The sequence below is a fragment of the Pseudomonas sp. Kh14 genome (assembly GCF_900291005.1).
Taxonomy (GTDB): domain Bacteria; phylum Pseudomonadota; class Gammaproteobacteria; order Pseudomonadales; family Pseudomonadaceae; genus Aquipseudomonas; species Aquipseudomonas alloputida.
Genome location: NZ_OLKJ01000034.1, coordinates 390,178 through 407,177 on the forward strand (window position 1 = coordinate 390,178; position 17,000 = coordinate 407,177).

Here is a 17,000-nt window from a genome sequence, read left to right on the forward strand (position 1 = left end):
TCCCCTCCCCCACCGCACGATAGACCATGCTCACCTGGCTGACCCGCGACTCGCTGACCTTCCCGCCCCTGGAAAAGGCGCTGCACGACCCCAACGGCCTACTGGCCGCCGGCGGCGACCTGAGCCCCGAGCGCCTGGTGCAGGCGTATCGCCATGGCTGCTTCCCGTGGTACCAGGACGGCCAGCCGATCCTGTGGTGGTCACCCGACCCGCGCACGGTGTTGTTGCCCGACCAGTTGCATGTGTCACGCTCGCTGGCCAAGCTGATACGCAAAGGCCGTTACCAGGTCAGCTTCGACACCGACTTCCCGGCCGTGATCGCCGCCTGCGCCGCGCCTCGCGACTACGCTGACGGCACCTGGATCACCGACACCATGCGCAACGCCTACTGCGAGCTGCACCGCCGTGGCATCGCTCATTCGGTTGAAGTTCGCCAGGACGGCGAACTGGTCGGGGGCCTGTACGGTCTGGCCATGGGCCAGCTGTTCTTTGGCGAATCGATGTTCAGCCGCGCCGACAACGCCTCCAAGGTCGGTTTCGTGACCTTGGTCAATCACCTGCGAGACGCCGGCTTCGTGCTTATCGACTGCCAGATGCCGACCAACCACTTGCACAGCCTGGGCGCCCATGCCATCAGCCGTGCCGAGTTCGCCAGCTACCTGGCACGCCACCTTGACCAGCCCAACAGTGCTTCATGGGTTGCCTAGGCGAGTTCCCGTAGCTGGCTTACACTTAAAACAACGTCTCACCGAAGGGGTCGATCATGACAGAGTTGGCGCGGTTGAAGTTCTATGCCACTCAGCCCCATTCCTGCAGCTACCTGCCGGAGGAGCAAGCGACCACGCTGTTCCTCGACCCCAGCCAGCCGATGGACGTGCACGTGTACGCCGATTTGTCGGAAATGGGCTTTCGCCGCAGTGGCGACCACCTGTACCGCCCACACTGCCAGAACTGCAACGCCTGCGTGCCGGCGCGCATCCCGGCGGCGCGCTTCATCCCCAACCGCCAGCAGCGTCGCATACTCAAACGTAACGCCGACCTGACCGTAACCGCAGCGCGCCCGGCGTTCAAGGAAGAGTACTTCGAGCTGTACCGGCGCTATATCGAAACGCGCCACGCCGATGGCGACATGTACCCGCCCAGCCGCGATCAGTTTTCCACCTTCCTGGTACGCGACCTGCCGTTCTGCTGGTTCTACGAGTTTCGCCTGGAAGGCCGGTTGATGGCGGTGGCAGTGTGCGACCTGCTGCCCAATGGCCTGTCGGCGGTGTACACCTTCTACGAGCCGGACGAGGAGCGCCGCAGCCTTGGCCGTTTCGCCATTCTCTGGCAGATCACCGAAGCGCTGCGCCAGAACCTGGAGGCGGTTTACCTGGGCTACTGGATCAAGAACTGCAAGAAGATGAACTACAAGACGCAGTACCGACCTATCGAGCTGCTGATAAACCAGCGCTGGGTCACCCTCAACTGAAAGCATTGGCTTGACACGCAGTTTTCCGGCATAATCCACGCCACTTTTTTGCCCGGTGCGGATATGCGTCGGGCTAACACTGGATCCGAGGGCTCAACTGCATGTCGAAAGAAGACAGCTTCGAAATGGAAGGTACTGTCGTCGACACCCTGCCCAACACCATGTTCCGCGTGGAGTTGGAAAACGGGCACGTCGTAACCGCGCACATCTCCGGAAAGATGCGCAAGAACTACATCCGTATTCTCACTGGCGACAAGGTCCGCGTCGAACTGACGCCGTACGACCTGAGCAAGGGCCGCATCACCTACCGTGCGCGCTAAGCTCAAGCCATGAAAAAGCCCGGCCAGGTGCCGGGCTTTTTTGTGCCTTAAGAAATTGCAAGGGGCTGCAGGCAGCCCCTGCACATCACGCGACCTCAGCCGTGGTTTCGAAGTCGAACACCAGCTCGCCATCGCGCAGGTCGACATGCACCACGCCACCATGCTCGGCCAGCTCGCCAAACAGGATCTCCTCGGCCAGCGGCCGCTTGATCTTGTCCTGGATCAGCCGCGCCATTGGCCGCGCGCCCATCTGCACGTCATAGCCCGAAACCGCCAGCCAACCGCGCGCTTCATCGCTGACTTCCAGCAGCACACGCTTGTCTTCCAGCTGCGCCTGCAATTCGATAAGGAACTTGTCGACGATGCTTTTGATCGTCTCCGTGCTCAGGCGGCCAAACTGGATGATGGTATCCAGACGGTTGCGGAACTCTGGCGTGAAGCTCTTGCGGATCACTTCCATGGCATCGGACGCGTGGTCCTGATGAGTGAAGCCGATCGACGCCCGCGCCGCGGTTTCTGCACCGGCGTTGGTGGTCATGATCAGGATCACGTTACGGAAGTCGGCCTTGCGCCCGTTGTTGTCGGTCAGGGTACCGTGGTCCATCACCTGCAGCAGCAGATTGAAGACTTCCGGGTGGGCCTTCTCGATTTCGTCGAGCAACAATACGCAGTGCGGCTGCTTGGTGATCGCCTCGGTCAACAAGCCACCCTGGTCGAAACCGACATAACCCGGAGGCGCACCAATCAAACGCGACACGGTGTGGCGCTCCATGTACTCAGACATGTCGAAACGCACCAACTCCACACCCAGCGCCTTGGCCAATTGCCGCGCCGCTTCGGTCTTGCCGACGCCGGTAGGACCGGCGAACAGGAACGAACCCACCGGCTTGTCTGGCGACTTGAGGCCGGCACGGGACAACTTGATCGCGGTGGCCAGCGAGTCGATTGCCTGGTCCTGGCCAAACACGGTCAGTTTCAGGTCGCGCTCGAGGTTGCGCAGCAGCTCCTTGTCGGAACTTGTGACGTGCTTCGGCGGAATTCGCGCAATCTTGGCGACGATGTCCTCCACTTGCGGCACATCGATGCGCTTGACGCGACTGGCTTCTGGCTGCAGGCGCTGGTAGGCGCCAGCCTCGTCGATCACATCGATGGCCTTGTCAGGCATGTGCCGGTCATTGATGTAGCGCGAAGCCAGTTCGGCAGCGGCGCGCAGGGCTTCGTCGCTGTACTCGATGTTGTGGTGGCTTTCGAAACGCCCTTTCAGGCCGCGCAGAATGCCCACGGTGTCTTCGACCGATGGCTCGCTGACATCCACCTTCTGGAAGCGGCGCGCCAGGGCACGATCCTTCTCGAAGATGCCGCGAAATTCCTGGAACGTGGTCGAACCGATGCAGCGGATTTCACCCGACGACAGCAGCGGCTTGAGCAGATTGGAAGCATCCATCACCCCGCCCGACGCCGCACCGGCACCGATGATGGTGTGAATTTCGTCGATGAACAGGATGGCCTGCGGACGCTTGCGCAGCTCACCGAGCAGCGCCTTGAAGCGCTTCTCGAAGTCACCACGGTATTTGGTACCGGCCAGCAACGCGCCCAGATCGAGGGAGTACACCACGCTCTGCGCCAGCAGGTCAGGCACCTGACCATCGACGATGCGCTTGGCCAGGCCTTCGGCGATGGCCGTCTTGCCCACGCCTGCCTCACCCACCAGCAGCGGGTTGTTCTTGCGCCGACGAGCGAGGATTTGTGCCACGCGCTCCACTTCCTGCTCGCGACCGACCAGCGGGTCGATACGGCCGGCACGGGCCAGTTCGTTCAGGTTGCTGGCGTAGGCGTCCAGCGGGTTGCTCGAAGAGGAGGTTTCGCCACCCTCATCGTCCTGCATGTCCTGCTCGCTTTCAGACTGTGCACCATGCCCTGGCACCTTGGAGATGCCATGGGCGATGTAGTTGACCACGTCGATACGGGCCACGCTCTGCTGCTTGAGCAGGAACACGGCCTGGCTTTCCTGTTCGCTGAAAATCGCCACCAGCACATTGGCGCCGGTCACTTCGCGCTTGCCAGAGCTTTGCACGTGGAACACGGCACGCTGCAGCACGCGCTGAAAGCCCAGGGTCGGCTGGGTTTCACGATCTTCGTCGTTGACAGGGATCAACGGCGTGGTGGAATCGATGAACTCTTGCAGGTCATGCTTGAGCTTGTCGAGATTGGCGCCACAGGCGCGCAGAACGGTCGCGGCAGCCTCATTGTCAAGGAGTGCCAGCAGCAGATGTTCGACGGTCATGAACTCATGACGCTTCGAACGGGCCTCCTTGAAGGCAAGATTGAGGGTGACTTCGAGCTCGCGGTTTAACATAGCTTCACCTCATACCCAAGTGGTCGGCGATTAACCGTCCTTCTCGATTTCACAGAGTAGCGGATGCTGGCTTTCCCTGGCGTATTGGTTGACCTGCATAGCCTTTGTTTCGGCGATGTCACGGGTAAACAATCCGCACACTGCCCGCCCCTCGGTATGGACGGTCAGCATGATCTTGGTCGCCAGCTCGCGGTTCAGACTGAAGAACGTCTCGAGCACTTCGACGACGAAATCCATTGGCGTGTAGTCATCGTTGAACAAAACCACCTTGTACATCGGTGGCGCCTGCAGGATCGGCTTGGCTTCCTGAACTGCAAGACCTGAGCCGTCGTCCTCATTCGATTGCGGGCGATCCTGATTGAATGTTAGTCGAATCTCACTAGGTGCATGCATGGAAAGAATTTCATCATGAGCGTCAGGTTAAGGTTGCAGGTTGACTGCACAGGCCACCGCCAGCGCAGGCGCCGCGTGACCTTGACTATCGGCAAAACGGTGTTACAACCAATAAGAACCCACCGTGGTCGATAAAGATCCGCGCAGTCAACCAGATTTTTCGCAAGGTTCGTATGCGGATGAAGTGGATGATACTCCAGTGATGGAGTCCTTTGCAGAGGGACATAGGGATGGCAAGCGGTAAAGTCAAGTGGTTCAACAATGCCAAGGGCTATGGATTCATCAATGAGGAAGGTAAATCCGATGACCTGTTCGCCCATTATTCCGCCATCCGAATGGACGGATACAAGACCCTGAAAGCTGGCCAGGCCGTGATATTCGACATCGTCCAGGGCCCCAAAGGCTTGCACGCCGTCGAAATCAAAGATGCCGCGGCCGCTGCGGCAGAGGCTGCCAGAACCCTGGGCGAGCCGCAAAGCGAAACTGCAAAAGCCTGACTGCCTGCGCTGTGCCGATAGACGAAAAAACCGGCCGCCTCTTTACGGGAGGCGACCGGTTTTCTGTTGCCTTACATGTGTTTGATCATTTCATCACCAAAGCCTGAGCTGCCTACCAGCTTGGCGCCCTCCATCAGCCGCTCGAAATCGTAGGTCACGGTCTTGGCCGCAATGGCGCCATTGGTGCCCTTGATGATCAGGTCGGCGGCTTCGGTCCAACCCATGTGGCGCAGCATCATCTCTGCCGAGAGGATCACCGAGCCCGGGTTGACCTTGTCCTGCCCGGCATACTTGGGTGCAGTGCCGTGAGTGGCCTCGAACATGGCCACGGTGTCGGACAGATTGGCGCCCGGGGCAATGCCGATACCGCCCACTTCTGCCGCCAGGGCATCGGACAGGTAGTCACCATTGAGGTTGAGGGTGGCGATCACGTCGTACTCCGCCGGGCGCAGCAGGATCTGCTGCAGCATGGCGTCGGCGATGGCGTCCTTGACGATGACCTCGCGACCGGTCTTGGGGTTCTTGAACTTCATCCAAGGGCCGCCATCGAGCAGTTGAGCACCGAACTCGTCACGCGCCACCTCGTACCCCCAGTCCTTGAAGGCACCCTCGGTGAATTTCATGATGTTGCCCTTGTGCACCAGGGTCAGTGATTCGCGGTCGTTATCCACCACATATTGCAGGGCCTTGCGCACCAGACGCTTGGTACCTTCCTTCGACACCGGCTTGACGCCGATACCGCAATCCTGGTCGAAGCGGATCTTGGTGACCCCCATTTCCTCCTTGAGAAACTTGATCACCTTGTTCGCCTCGGGCGAGCCGGCCTTCCACTCGATGCCGGCATAGATGTCTTCGGAGTTCTCGCGGAATATCACCATGTCGACGTCGCCAGGCTTTTTCACCGGGCTCGGTACACCCTGGAACCACAGCACCGGCCGCAGGCACACATACAGGTCCAGTTGCTGGCGCAGGGCCACGTTGAGCGAGCGGATGCCGCCACCGACCGGTGTGGTCAGCGGGCCCTTGATCGATACCACGTAATCACGCACGGCATCGAGGGTTTCCTGCGGCAGCCAGGTATCCTGGTCATACACCTGGGTGGCTTTCTCGCCAGCGTACACCTCCATCCAGGCAATCTTGCGCTTGCCGCCGTAGGCCTTCTCCACGGCGGCATCGACCACCTTGATCATTACCGGCGAAACATCGACGCCGATCCCGTCGCCTTCAATGTAAGGAATGATCGGATTATCAGGCACGTTAAGCGAATGATCTGCATTGACGGTGATCTTGGTGCCGTCGGTCGGAACCTTGATTTTCTGGTATCCCATGCTTGCACTACTCCGCTGTCTGGTGTGGTTTGGACATCGTGCGATCCACTGAGCCTAAACCACATCTGCCGACCTGCAAGGCATGCGACAACCCGCCGCATTGCCGCTTAGTCTTTGGTCTTATAAATGGGCCGATATCACTTGGCCTTGCTGATTAGCCCGAATGGTTTGGTATACTCCGCCGCGACCGAAGGGTCATCGGGGCGAATCCCAGGAAAATGCGGACCGCCCTAGGCCATGAATGGCCATAAAGCCTGGGTTGTTACCGCAGCTCAGCACTTGACGCTCGACTGATGCATCCACCATCACCGCTCGCAGCCTCTCGACTTTCCGCTCATGGCGCTGCCAGGGCGATGCGCCTACCCTGCGCACCACGAGACTCGAGCACGCTCAGCACACAGAGAGTTAACCCGCATGCCCACCCGTTCCAAGATCATCTATACCTTCACCGACGAAGCCCCCGCCCTCGCCACTTACTCGCTGCTGCCGATCATCGAAGCGTTCACCGCTTCGGCTGACATCGCTGTCGAAACTCGCGACATCTCCCTGGCTGGCCGTATCCTTGCCGCCTTCCCGGAGCAACTGGGCGCAGAGAAGCAAGTAGGCGATCACCTGGCGGAACTGGGCCAGCTGGCTACCACCCCTGAAGCCAACATCATCAAGCTGCCGAACATCAGCGCCTCGGTACCGCAGCTCAAAGCCGCGATCAAGGAACTGCAAGGCAAGGGCTTCAACATCCCTGACTACGCCGACGAGCCGGCCACCGCGGAAGAAAAAGAATCCCGTGCCCGCTACGACCGCATCAAGGGTTCCGCCGTGAACCCGGTGCTGCGCGAAGGCAACTCCGACCGCCGCGCGCCGCTGTCGGTCAAGAACTACGCCCGCAAGCACCCACACAAGATGGGCGCCTGGGCCGCTGACTCCAAGTCGCACGTTGCCCACATGACCCAGGGCGACTTCTACGGCAGCGAAAAAGCCGCACTGATCGAAGCTGACGACAGCCTGCGCATCGAGCTGGTCAGCAAAGACGGCAGCACCACCGTGCTGAAAGAAAAGACCGCCGTCAAAGCCGCCGAAGTCATCGACTGCGCCACCATGAGCCGCAAGGCCCTGAAAGCCTTCATCGCCGAGCAAATCGCCGATGCCAAGGCCGCTGGCGTGCTGCTGTCGGTGCACCTGAAAGCCACCATGATGAAGGTCTCCGACCCGATCATGTTCGGCGTCATCGTCGAAGAATTCTACAACGACGTGCTGACCAAGCACGCCGCTGCCCTGGCCGAAGTAGGCTTCAACGCCAACAACGGTATCGGCGACCTGTACGCCCGTATCAAGGACCTGCCCGCCGACAAGCAGGCCGAGATCGAAGCCGACATCCAGGCCCTGTATGCCGAGCGCCCGGCCCTGGCCATGGTCAACTCCGACAAAGGCATCACCAACCTGCACGTGCCGAGCGACGTGATCGTCGACGCCTCGATGCCGGCCATGATCCGTGACTCGGGCAAGATGTGGAACACCGCAGGCGAACTGCAAGACGCCAAGGCCGTGATCCCGGACCGCTGCTACGCCGGCATCTACCAGGCCACCATCGAAGACTGCAAGGTCAACGGTGCCTTCGATCCGACCACCATGGGCAGCGTGCCGAACGTTGGCCTGATGGCGCAGAAAGCCGAAGAGTATGGTTCCCACGACAAGACCTTCCAGATCAAGGCTGACGGCGTGGTTCGCGTAGTCGATGGCAAGGGCAACGTCGTGCTGGAGCAGAACGTCGAAGCCGGTGACATCTTCCGTATGTGCCAGACCAAGGACGCGCCGATCCAGGACTGGGTCAAGCTGGCCGTCAACCGTGCCCGCCTGAGCAACACCCCGGCGGTGTTCTGGCTGGACCCGGCTCGCGCCCACGACGGCGTCATGATCGAGAAGGTGCAGCAGTACCTGAAAGATCACGACACCACCGGCCTGGACATCCGCATCCTGGCACCGGTCGACGCCATCAAGTTCTCCCTGGCCCGCATCCGCGAAGGCAAGGACACCATCTCGGTGACCGGCAACGTGCTGCGTGACTACCTGACCGACCTGTTCCCGATCATGGAACTGGGCACCAGCGCCAAGATGCTGTCGATCGTGCCGCTGATGAATGGCGGTGGCCTGTTCGAAACCGGCGCCGGTGGTTCGGCTCCGAAGCACGTGCAGCAGCTGGTTGAAGAAAACTTCCTGCGTTGGGACTCGCTGGGTGAATTCCTGGCCCTGGCCGCTTCCCTGGAGCACCTGGGCAACACCTACGACAACCCGCGCGCCAAGGTTCTGGCCAACACCCTGGACCAGGCTACCGGCAAGTTCCTCGACACCAACAAGTCGCCGTCGCGCAAAGTCGGCGGTATCGACAACCGCGGCAGCCACTTCTACCTGACCCTGTACTGGGCCGAAGCCCTGGCTGCTCAGACGGACGACGCTGCCCTGCAGGCACGCTTCGCACCACTGGCAAAAACCCTGGCCGAGAACGAAGCGACCATCGTCGCCGAGCTCAACGCCGTTCAGGGCAAGCCAGCCGACATCGGCGGCTACTACGCCCCGGATGCCGAGCTGACCGCCAAGGTGATGCGCCCAAGCCAGACCCTGAACAGCGCCATCGCTGCCCTGTAAGGTTCGCTTGAAGTAACAGCTCAAACCCCGGCCACGCACCGGGGTTTGTGCTTTCTGGATTGGGGCCGCTGCGCAGCCCTTCGCGGGCTTGCCCGCTCCCACAGGAAAGGTGCTGCCAGCAAGACCTGCACTGCACCTTTGGGAGCGGGCGAGCCCGCGAAGGACCGCAAGGCGGTCCCGGCAATCTGAAAGGACATGGCAAATGACCTGGCAACCCCACATCACCGTCGCCACCATCGTCGAGCACGAAGGCAAGTTCCTCTTCGTCGAGGAATTCAAAGCCAACCAGCACGTCTTCAACCAGCCTGCCGGCCACCTCGAGCCCAACGAGACCCTGCCCCAGGCCGCCCTGCGCGAAACCCTGGAAGAAACGGCCTGGGAAGTCGAGCTGACCGGCGTGGTCGGCATCTACCTGTACACCGCCCCCAGCAACGGCGTGACCTACCAGCGCGTCTGCTTCGCCGCCCGCCCCGTGCACCATCACGCCGACCTGGCCCTGGACAGCGACATCCTCCGCGCCGTGTGGCTGACCCGCGACGAACTGCTGGCCGACCCGACTCGCTGGCGCAGCGAGCTGGTGCCACGCTGCCTTGATGACTACCTCAAAGGCCCGCTGCACAGCCTCGACCTGCTACGCGACTGACGCGGCTCCGCAGGTTTGATAGAATCGGCGTTTTTCCCCCTTGATACACACCGGTACCCATGACCAGCCCAGCACTTAAAGACCCCGCCAAGACCCGCGTCATCGTCGGCATGTCCGGCGGCGTGGACTCTTCCGTCTCAGCCCTTCTGCTCATCGAGCAGGGCTACCAGGTGGAAGGGCTGTTCATGAAGAACTGGGAAGAAGACGACGGCACCGAATACTGCACCGCCCGTGAAGACCTGGCCGACGCCCAGGCCGTGTGCGACCGCATCGGCATCAAGCTGCACACCGCCAACTTCGCCGCCGAATACTGGGACAACGTTTTCGAGCACTTCCTTGACGAATACAAGGCTGGCCGCACACCCAACCCCGACATCCTCTGCAACCGCGAAATCAAGTTCAAGGCGTTCCTCGACTATGCCCTGTCGCTGGGTGCCGACCTGATCGCCACCGGCCACTACGTGCGCCGCCGCGACACCGGCACGCTCACCGAACTGCTCAAGGGCCTGGACCCGAACAAGGACCAGAGCTACTTCCTGCACGCCGTCGGCGGCAAGGAAATTGCCCGCACCCTGTTCCCGGTCGGCGAACTGGAAAAGCCCGAAGTGCGCGCCATCGCCGAAAAACACGGCCTGGCCACCGCCAAGAAGAAAGATTCCACCGGCATCTGCTTCATTGGCGAGCGCCGCTTCAGCGACTTCCTCAAGCAGTACCTGCCGGCCCAGCCGGGTGACATTGAAACCACCGAAGGTGAAGTGATCGGCCGTCACCACGGCCTGATGTACCACACCATCGGCCAGCGCCAGGGCCTGGGCATTGGCGGCCTGAAGGATGCCAGTGACGAGCCGTGGTACGTGCTGCACAAGGACCTGGCCCGCAACGTGCTGGTGGTCGGCCAGGGCAACGAGCACCCATGGCTGTTCTCCCGCGCCCTGCTGGCCTCGGAGATTTTCTGGGTCAACCCGGTCGACCTCGGCAGCCCACGGCAGTTGACTGCCAAGGTGCGCTACCGCCAGAGCGACCAGCGATGCACCCTGGAACGCACCGCCAGCGGCTACCGCGCCGTGTTCGACGAGCCTCAGCGCGCCGTGACGCCGGGCCAGTCCGTGGTGTTCTACGACGGCGAAGTGTGCCTGGGCGGCGGCGTGATCGAGGCTGCCGAGCCGTGGAGCCCGCGCGCATGAGCAACCTGCAGGAGCAGCTGATCGCGTTGGGTGGTGTGTTCCAGGCCGCCGTGCTTGTCGACCGCATCGCCCGCACCGGCCAGGCCAGTGAAGCCAATATCGGCTGCATGCTGGGCAGCCTGCTGGTGCGCGACCCCAAGGACACCCTGGAGGTGTTCGGCGGTGACGACCTGAACCTGCGCGACGGCTACCGAGCGCTGATCGGCGCCCTCGAGCGCGACCCCAACAGCCTGCAACGCGAGCCGCTGCGCTACGCCCTGTCGATGCTGGGCCTGGAGCGCCAGCTGAACAAGCGTGGCGACCTGCTGGACACCATCGGCAACCGCCTGCCGCAAATCCAGTCGCAGGCCGAGCATTTCGGCCTGGTTCACGAAAACGTCATCGCTTCCAGTGGAGCCTTGTACCAGGACACGCTGAGTACCTTGCGCCAGCGCATCCAGGTGCACGGCGACATGCGCTTCCTGCAGCAGCCCAACAACGCCTCGAAGATCCGCGCCCTGCTGCTGGCCGGCATCCGCGCCGCGCGACTGTGGCGGCAGCTGGGCGGGCACCGCTGGCAGCTGGTGTTCAGCCGGCGCAAGTTGCTGAACGAACTGTATGACATGATGCGCAGCCCCAACTGACGGGCTGGGCTGCCCTTTGTGGGAGCGGGCGTGCCCGCGAAGCAGGCGACGCGGTGTATGGCACCGGCTACGCCGGTGTTGGCGGGCATGCCCGCTCCCACAGGGTCTGCCACCAGATCCAAATTGGGCCGACCTTTGGTCAGCCACCCGACCCAGGCGCATTTTTCATGTATGATATGCGCCCTTCCAAAAGCCTGACTGTCCGAGAACACCCCATGCAGCTTTCTTCGCTCACTGCGGTTTCCCCTGTAGACGGCCGTTATGCCGGCAAAACCCAGGCCTTGCGCCCCATTTTCAGCGAATTCGGCCTGATCCGTTTCCGCGCCCTGGTCGAAGTGCGCTGGCTGCAGCGCCTGGCCGCCCACCCGCAAATCGGCGAAGTGCCGGCGTTCTCCGCCGAAGCCAACGCCCTGCTGGACAGCCTGGCCACCGATTTCAAGCTGGAGCACGCCGAGCGCGTCAAGGAAATCGAGCGCACCACCAACCACGACGTCAAGGCCATTGAATACCTGCTCAAGGAGCAGGCCGCCAAGCTGCCTGAGCTGGCCAAGGTCAGCGAGTTCATCCACTTCGCCTGCACCAGCGAGGACATCAACAACCTGTCCCACGCCCTGATGCTGCGCGCCGGCCGTGACGAAGTGCTGCTGCCGCTGATGCGCCAGGTCGCCGACGCCATCCGCGCCCTGGCCCACGCCCACGCCGAAGTGCCAATGCTGTCGCGCACCCACGGCCAGCCGGCTTCGCCGACCACCCTGGGTAAAGAGCTGGCCAACGTCGTGTATCGCCTGGAGCGCCAGATCGCACAAGTTGCCGCCGTGCCGCTGCTGGGCAAGATCAACGGCGCCGTGGGCAACTACAACGCCCACCTGTCGGCCTACTCGCAGATCGACTGGGAAGAGAACGCCCGCGCCTTCATCGAAGACGAGCTGGGCCTGCAGTTCAACCCGTACACCACCCAGATCGAGCCGCACGACTACATCGCCGAGCTGTTCGACGCCATCGCCCGCTTCAACACCATCCTGATCGACTTCGACCGTGATGTGTGGGGCTACATTTCGCTGGGTTACTTCAAGCAGAAGACCGTCGCCGGCGAAATCGGCTCGTCGACCATGCCGCACAAGGTCAACCCGATCGACTTCGAAAACTCCGAAGGCAACCTGGGTATCGCCAACGCGCTGTTCCAGCACCTGGCCAGCAAGCTGCCGATCTCGCGCTGGCAGCGTGACCTGACCGACTCCACCGTGCTGCGCAACCTGGGCGTGGGCTTTGCCCACAGCGTCATCGCCTTCGAGGCCAGCCTGAAAGGCATCGGCAAGCTGGAAGTCAACGAAGCTCGCATCGCCGCCGACCTGGACGCCTGCTGGGAAGTACTGGCCGAGCCGATCCAGACCGTGATGCGCCGCTTCAACATCGAAAACCCCTACGAGAAGCTCAAAGAGCTGACCCGTGGCAAGGGCATCACCCCAGAAGCGCTGCTGACCTTCATCGACGGCCTGGACATGCCAGCCGAAGCCAAGGCCGAGCTCAAGCAGCTGACCCCCGCTACCTACATCGGTAACGCGGCAGCCCAGGCCAAACGCATCTAAGCTGAGCGTCGCGTACAACGCCCGGCCTGGCCGGGCGTTTTTATTCCCGTACGAAAATTACGTTTTTTCAATAGGTTGAACATGAATCCTGATACTCCACTGCAGCTGCTCGGCGGCATCTCGGCCCGCGAATTCATGCGCGACTACTGGCAGAAGAAGCCGCTGCTGGTACGCCAGGCCTTCCCGGACTTCATCAGCCCGATCGACCCCGACGAGCTCGCCGGCCTGGCCCTGGAAGACGAAGTCGAGTCGCGTATCGTGCTGGAGCACGGCGCTCACCCGTGGGAGCTGCGCCGCGGCCCGTTCAACGAAGACACCTTCGCCGAACTGCCGGAAAAAGACTGGACCCTGCTGGTGCAGGCCGTTGACCAGTTCGTTCCGGAAGTGGCCGAACTGCTGGAAAACTTCCGCTTCCTGCCCAGCTGGCGTATCGATGACGTGATGATCAGCTTCGCCGCCCCGGGTGGCAGCGTCGGCCCGCACTTCGACAACTACGATGTGTTCCTGCTGCAAGGCCACGGCCAGCGCAACTGGAAGATCGGCCAGATGTGCAGCAGTGACAGCCCACTGCTGGAGCACGCCGACCTGCGTATCCTGGCCGAGTTCGAGCAGAGCGGCGAGTGGACCCTGGAGCCCGGCGACATGCTCTACCTGCCACCGCGCCTGGCCCACTACGGTGTGGCCGTGGATGACTGCCTGACCTACTCGGTCGGCTTCCGCGCACCGAGCGCTGCCGAAGTGCTGACCCACTTCACCGACTTCCTCGGCCAGTTCCTGCCCGACGAAGAGCGCTACAGCGACGCCGACGCCCAGCCGGTCAGCGACCCGCACCAGATCCAGCACGATGCCCTCGACCGCCTCAAGGCGCTGCTCGACAAGCACATGGGCGACAAGGACCTGCTGCTGACCTGGTTCGGCCAGTTCATGACCGAGCCGCGCTACCCCGAGCAGATCGTTGGCGAGGAGCTGAGCGAGGAAGAGCTGATCAATGCCCTTGAGCAAGGCGCCATCCTGATCCGCAACCCCAGCGCACGCCTGGCCTGGTCCGAGTTCGAAGACGACCTGCTGCTGTTCGCCAGCGGCCGTAGTTGCCCACTGCCTGGCAAACTGCGAGAGCTGCTGAAGCTGGTATGTGCGGCCGACGCCCTGCACATCGATAACCTGGCCGAGTGGCTGCAGGATGAGGATGGCCTGATGCTGGTACAGCAGCTGGTCAAGCAAGGGAGCCTGGGATTCGCCAATGAATAAGATCAGCGTTCGCCTCGCCGATTGGCACAAAGACAACGCCGACATCCGCCGTATCCGTGAAGCCGTGTTCGTCGCCGAGCAGCACATTCCACCAGAGCTGGAGTTCGATTCGGAAGACCAGGACGCCCTGCACTTCCTGGCCCTGGAAGGCGACTATCCAATCGGTACTGCGCGCCTGCTGGCCGACGGCACCATCGGGCGCATCTCGGTGCTCAAGGACTGGCGTGGCCTGAAGGTGGGCGATGCGTTGGTCAATGCGGTCATCGTCGAAGCGCAGAACCGCGACCTGAAACAGCAGATGCTCAGCGCCCAGGTGCACGCCACGCCGTTCTATGAGCGGCTGGGCTTTCGCGTAGTCAGCGAGGAATTCCTCGAAGCTGGCATCCCGCATGTCGACATGGTGCGCGACTCGCGCGCCTGATCCATTACCTGCACTGGCCTCTTCGCGGGTAAACCCGCTCCTACAAGCACCGCGCTTCCCTGTAGGAGCGGGTTTACCCGCGAAGAGGCCGGCTCAGGCGATATACATCCCCGCTGACAAAAAACCTGTACATCCATCCAGATAAAACTTGCCTCTGCGCCCCCGCTTGCGCATCCTATGGCCCACCACCCCGATGAAGCGTCCCCGGCCATGCGCCTGTTTCTCTGCGAAAAACCCTCCCAGGCAAAAGACATCGCCAAAGTGCTCGGCGCCAACCGCAAAGGCGACGGCTGCTGGCAAGGCACCGACATCTGCGTAACCTGGTGCATCGGCCACCTGCTGGAAACCGCCCCGCCCGACAGCTACGACGAACGTTACAAGCGCTGGAACCTGGCCGACCTGCCGATCATTCCAGACAAGTGGAAGATGCTGGTAAAGCCCAAGACCGCCAGCCAGTTCAAGGCGGTCAAGCGCCTGCTCGGTGAAGCGCGGGAGCTGGTGATTGCCACCGACGCCGACCGCGAAGGCGAAATGATTGCCCGCGAGCTGGTCGAGCATTGCCGCTACCGGGGCCCGGTGCAGCGCCTGTGGCTGTCGGCACTGGACGACGCCTCCATCCGCAAGGCCCTGGCACGCCTGCTGCCAGGCCACGAGACGTTCAACCTGTACCACTCGGCGCTGGGCCGCTCGCGCGCCGACTGGCTGATCGGCATGAACATGAGCCGGCTGTTCACCCTGCTAGGCCGCCAATCCGGCTACCAGGGTGTGCTGCCGGTAGGCCGCGTGCAAACGCCGACCTTGCGCCTGGTGGTCGACCGCGACCGCAGCATCGCCGACTTCGTGCCGGTGCCGTTCTGGGCCATCGACGTACAGCTGGAACACGCCGGCCAACGCTTCAATGCCCAATGGCGCGCCCCCGAAGACGCCTGTGATGACCAAGGCCGCTGCCTGAAGCAAAGCTTGGCACAGCAGGCCGCCACCGACATCGGCCATGCTGGCACTGCCCGAGCGGTAAAGGTGGCGACCGAGCGTGTGCGCGAAGCTGCACCGCTGCCCTTCGACCTTGGCACCCTGCAGGAGCTGTGCTCGAAAAAGTTCGGCCTCGGCGCCCAGGAAACCCTCGACATTGCCCAGGCACTGTACGAAACACACAAGCTGATCACCTACCCGCGCAGCGATTGCGGCTATTTGCCACAAAGCCAGCACGCTGAGGCACCCGCCATCCTCTCTGCCCTGCAACGGGCCGATGCCAGCCTTGCGCCGCTGCAGCCGTACCTGGAGCCGCAACGCCGCTCGCGGGCGTGGAACGACGCCAAAGTCAGCGCTCACCATGGCATCATCCCCACCGCCGCCGCCAGCGACCCCTCGCGCCTGCCGGCCAAGCACAAGGCCGTGTACACCCTGATCCGCGCCCGCTATCTGGCGCAGTTCCTGCCCAACCATGAGTACGACCGCACCCAGGCCGACTTCGACTGCGCCGGTCATGCGCTGCGTGCTGTGGGCAAACAGATCGTCGAGCCGGGCTGGCGCCGCGCCTTGCCCGAAGCGCTTACCCCGGCCAAAGGCCGAGAGGCACCACCGGCCCAGGTGTTGCCAGCGCTGCGCGAAGGCCAGGACTGCAACGTACACGGCCTGCAGCTGAAAGACCTGTGGACCCAGCCACCCAAGCCATTTACCGAAGGCGACCTGATCAAGGCGATGAAAAACGTGGCCAAGCTGGTGGATGACCCTCGGCTGAAGCAGAAGCTCAAGGAAACCACCGGCATCGGCACCGAAGCCACCCGCGCCAGCATTATCCAGGGCCTGCTCGACCGCGGTTACCTGGTGAAGAACGGCAAGGCGTTGTCGGCCACCCCTGCGGCCTTCAGCCTGATCGACGCCGTTCCCCGAGCCATTGCCGACCCCGGCACCACGGCGATCTGGGAGCAGGCGCTGGACATGGTGCAAAGCGGCGAGATGCCCCTGGAAGAGTTCGTCGCCCGGCAGTCAGCGTGGATGGGCAAGCTGGTGGAGCGTTGCAGCGGCATGCGCATGACCATCAGCGGGCCAGCGGCCGGGGCGGCGCCGCCCTGGAAGAAGAAACGTCGCGGTGGCGGGAAGAGCAAAGCGACTGGAAGCAAGGCGACCCCAAGCAAGCCACGGCAGGCGCGGAAAAAGCGAGCCCCCCTGTAGGAGCGGGTTCACCCGCGAAGAGGCCAGCCCAGGCAGCACATTAACAAAAGGCAAACCACAAGCCCCAACCAACCCATTGGCAACGTGAAATTTAACTGCTAACTTTTCATGAAAATAA

General features: G+C 62.4%; 15 protein-coding genes. 12 read left to right on the plus strand and 3 right to left on the minus strand.

Annotation, left to right across the window (positions count from 1 at the left end):
* Positions 1 to 26 precede the first annotated feature (26 nt).
* The 3 genes from aat (at position 27) to infA (ending at position 1,791) form a co-directional block, all read left to right on the plus strand.
* Positions 27 to 707 (plus strand): leucyl/phenylalanyl-tRNA--protein transferase, encoded by a 681-nt coding sequence (aat, locus tag FQ668_RS19145; protein ID WP_014590373.1) that lies wholly within the window; start codon positions 27 to 29, stop codon positions 705 to 707.
* 56 nt (positions 708 to 763) lie between these two features.
* Positions 764 to 1,471, plus strand: coding sequence for an arginyltransferase (locus tag FQ668_RS19150; protein WP_003251215.1), 708 nt, complete (start codon positions 764 to 766; stop codon positions 1,469 to 1,471).
* A 101-nt stretch (positions 1,472 to 1,572) separates the two neighbouring features.
* On the plus strand, positions 1,573 to 1,791 hold the full coding sequence (infA, locus tag FQ668_RS19155) for a translation initiation factor IF-1 (protein ID WP_002553999.1): 219 nt from the start codon (positions 1,573 to 1,575) through the stop codon (positions 1,789 to 1,791).
* A gap of 85 nt (positions 1,792 to 1,876) precedes the next feature.
* On the opposite strand, the gene clpA is transcribed toward infA, so the two are convergent.
* Positions 1,877 to 4,147 (minus strand): ATP-dependent Clp protease ATP-binding subunit ClpA, encoded by a 2,271-nt coding sequence (gene clpA, locus FQ668_RS19160; RefSeq protein ID WP_010954812.1) that lies wholly within the window; start codon positions 4,145 to 4,147, stop codon positions 1,877 to 1,879.
* A gap of 30 nt (positions 4,148 to 4,177) precedes the next feature.
* The gene (gene clpS, locus FQ668_RS19165; RefSeq protein ID WP_003251220.1) at positions 4,178 to 4,540 is read right to left on the minus strand and encodes an ATP-dependent Clp protease adapter ClpS; all 363 of its coding nucleotides are present in this window, start codon (positions 4,538 to 4,540) and stop codon (positions 4,178 to 4,180) included.
* 230 nt (positions 4,541 to 4,770) lie between these two features.
* Here clpS and cspD point away from each other — a divergent pair, with 230 nt between their 5' ends.
* Positions 4,771 to 5,037 carry a cold shock domain-containing protein CspD gene (gene cspD / locus FQ668_RS19170; protein ID WP_014590372.1) on the plus strand — a complete coding sequence of 89 codons (267 nt, stop codon included), beginning with the start codon at positions 4,771 to 4,773 and terminating at the stop codon, positions 5,035 to 5,037.
* 71 nt (positions 5,038 to 5,108) lie between these two features.
* Here the strand turns inward: cspD and icd are convergent, their stop codons facing one another.
* Complete coding sequence (gene icd / locus FQ668_RS19175) at positions 5,109 to 6,365, minus strand: NADP-dependent isocitrate dehydrogenase (RefSeq protein ID WP_019438217.1); 1,257 nt, start codon at positions 6,363 to 6,365, stop codon at positions 5,109 to 5,111.
* 414 nt (positions 6,366 to 6,779) lie between these two features.
* Between icd and FQ668_RS19180 the strand changes: the two genes are divergently transcribed.
* The 8 genes from FQ668_RS19180 (at position 6,780) to FQ668_RS19220 (ending at position 16,882) form a co-directional block, all read left to right on the plus strand.
* A complete protein-coding gene (locus tag FQ668_RS19180; protein ID WP_014590370.1) occupies positions 6,780 to 9,005 on the plus strand; it encodes an NADP-dependent isocitrate dehydrogenase in 2,226 nt (741 codons plus the stop codon).
* A 202-nt stretch (positions 9,006 to 9,207) separates the two neighbouring features.
* A complete protein-coding gene (locus FQ668_RS19185) occupies positions 9,208 to 9,648 on the plus strand; it encodes an NUDIX hydrolase (RefSeq protein ID WP_019438216.1) in 441 nt (146 codons plus the stop codon).
* A 59-nt stretch (positions 9,649 to 9,707) separates the two neighbouring features.
* Positions 9,708 to 10,832 carry a tRNA 2-thiouridine(34) synthase MnmA gene (gene mnmA, locus FQ668_RS19190; protein ID WP_014590369.1) on the plus strand — a complete coding sequence of 375 codons (1,125 nt, stop codon included), beginning with the start codon at positions 9,708 to 9,710 and terminating at the stop codon, positions 10,830 to 10,832.
* Positions 10,829 to 11,455, plus strand: a complete 627-nt coding sequence (gene hflD / locus FQ668_RS19195) for a high frequency lysogenization protein HflD (protein WP_010954818.1) — start codon at positions 10,829 to 10,831, stop codon at positions 11,453 to 11,455. Before mnmA ends, hflD begins: the two co-directional genes overlap by 4 nt.
* A gap of 215 nt (positions 11,456 to 11,670) precedes the next feature.
* Complete coding sequence (gene purB / locus FQ668_RS19205) at positions 11,671 to 13,041, plus strand: adenylosuccinate lyase (RefSeq protein WP_010954819.1); 1,371 nt, start codon at positions 11,671 to 11,673, stop codon at positions 13,039 to 13,041.
* An 81-nt stretch (positions 13,042 to 13,122) separates the two neighbouring features.
* Positions 13,123 to 14,289, plus strand: a complete 1,167-nt coding sequence (locus tag FQ668_RS19210) for a cupin domain-containing protein (protein WP_014590368.1) — start codon at positions 13,123 to 13,125, stop codon at positions 14,287 to 14,289.
* Positions 14,282 to 14,710, plus strand: coding sequence for a GNAT family N-acetyltransferase (locus FQ668_RS19215; RefSeq protein WP_003251237.1), 429 nt, complete (start codon positions 14,282 to 14,284; stop codon positions 14,708 to 14,710). Before FQ668_RS19210 ends, FQ668_RS19215 begins: the two co-directional genes overlap by 8 nt.
* Before the next feature lie 210 nt (positions 14,711 to 14,920).
* Positions 14,921 to 16,882 carry a DNA topoisomerase III gene (locus tag FQ668_RS19220; RefSeq protein WP_026031846.1) on the plus strand — a complete coding sequence of 654 codons (1,962 nt, stop codon included), beginning with the start codon at positions 14,921 to 14,923 and terminating at the stop codon, positions 16,880 to 16,882.
* The last annotated feature ends 118 nt before the right edge of the window (positions 16,883 to 17,000 follow it).